Annotated in this window: 1 protein-coding gene; it reads left to right on the forward strand. The window is 67.8% G+C overall.

Going from position 1 to position 736, the window contains the following annotated elements; genetic code table 11:
- A partial coding sequence (locus ON19_RS30820; protein WP_043700751.1) for an IPT/TIG domain-containing protein occupies positions 1 to 736 on the forward strand: 736 nt, incomplete at both ends.

The following is a 736-nucleotide window of genomic DNA, read 5'->3' on the forward strand; positions in this document are numbered from 1 at the left end:
GGTGCAAGTCACCGCCACCACGGCGGGCGGCACTAGCAATGGCGTCGCTTACACCTATGTTGCGGTTCCCACCCTGACCTCGGTCGTGCCCAGTTCGGGCCCGGTCACCGGCGGGACGACGGTCGTGCTCACTGGGACCAACCTGACCGGGGCCACCGCCGTCACTTTCGGTGCGACACCGGCAACGTCGTTCACGGTCGACTCCGCGACGCAGATCACCGCTGTCGTCCCGGCAGGCACGGGGACCGTTGCGGTCACCGTCACCACAGTCGGCGGAACCAGTAACGGGGTGTCCTACAGCTACGTCGCCGTTCCCACTCTGAGCACGGTGGTACCGAGCTCGGGACCAGCGACAGGCGGAACGACGGTCGTCCTGACCGGAACGGGTCTGACCGGAGCCACCGCGGTCAACTTCGGTGGCACACCGGCAACCTCGTTCACGGTCAACTCCTCGACACAGATCACCGCCGTTGCGCCAGCCGGAACAGGAACGGTGCAAGTCACCGCCACCACTGCGGGCGGCACTAGCAATGGCGTGGGCTATACGTATGTTCCGGCCCCCACCCTGGCCACGGTGGTCCCGAGTGCGGGTCCGGTCACCGGCGGAACGACAGTAGTTCTCACCGGCACCAACCTGACCGGAGCCACCGCCGTCACCTTCGGCGCGACACCGGCGGCCTCGTTCACCGTCGACTCCGCCACCCAGATTACCGCGGTCACCCCCGCGGGCACAGGG

The organism is Nocardia abscessus NBRC 100374 (assembly GCF_000308455.1).
GTDB lineage: Bacteria > Actinomycetota > Actinomycetes > Mycobacteriales > Mycobacteriaceae > Nocardia > Nocardia abscessus.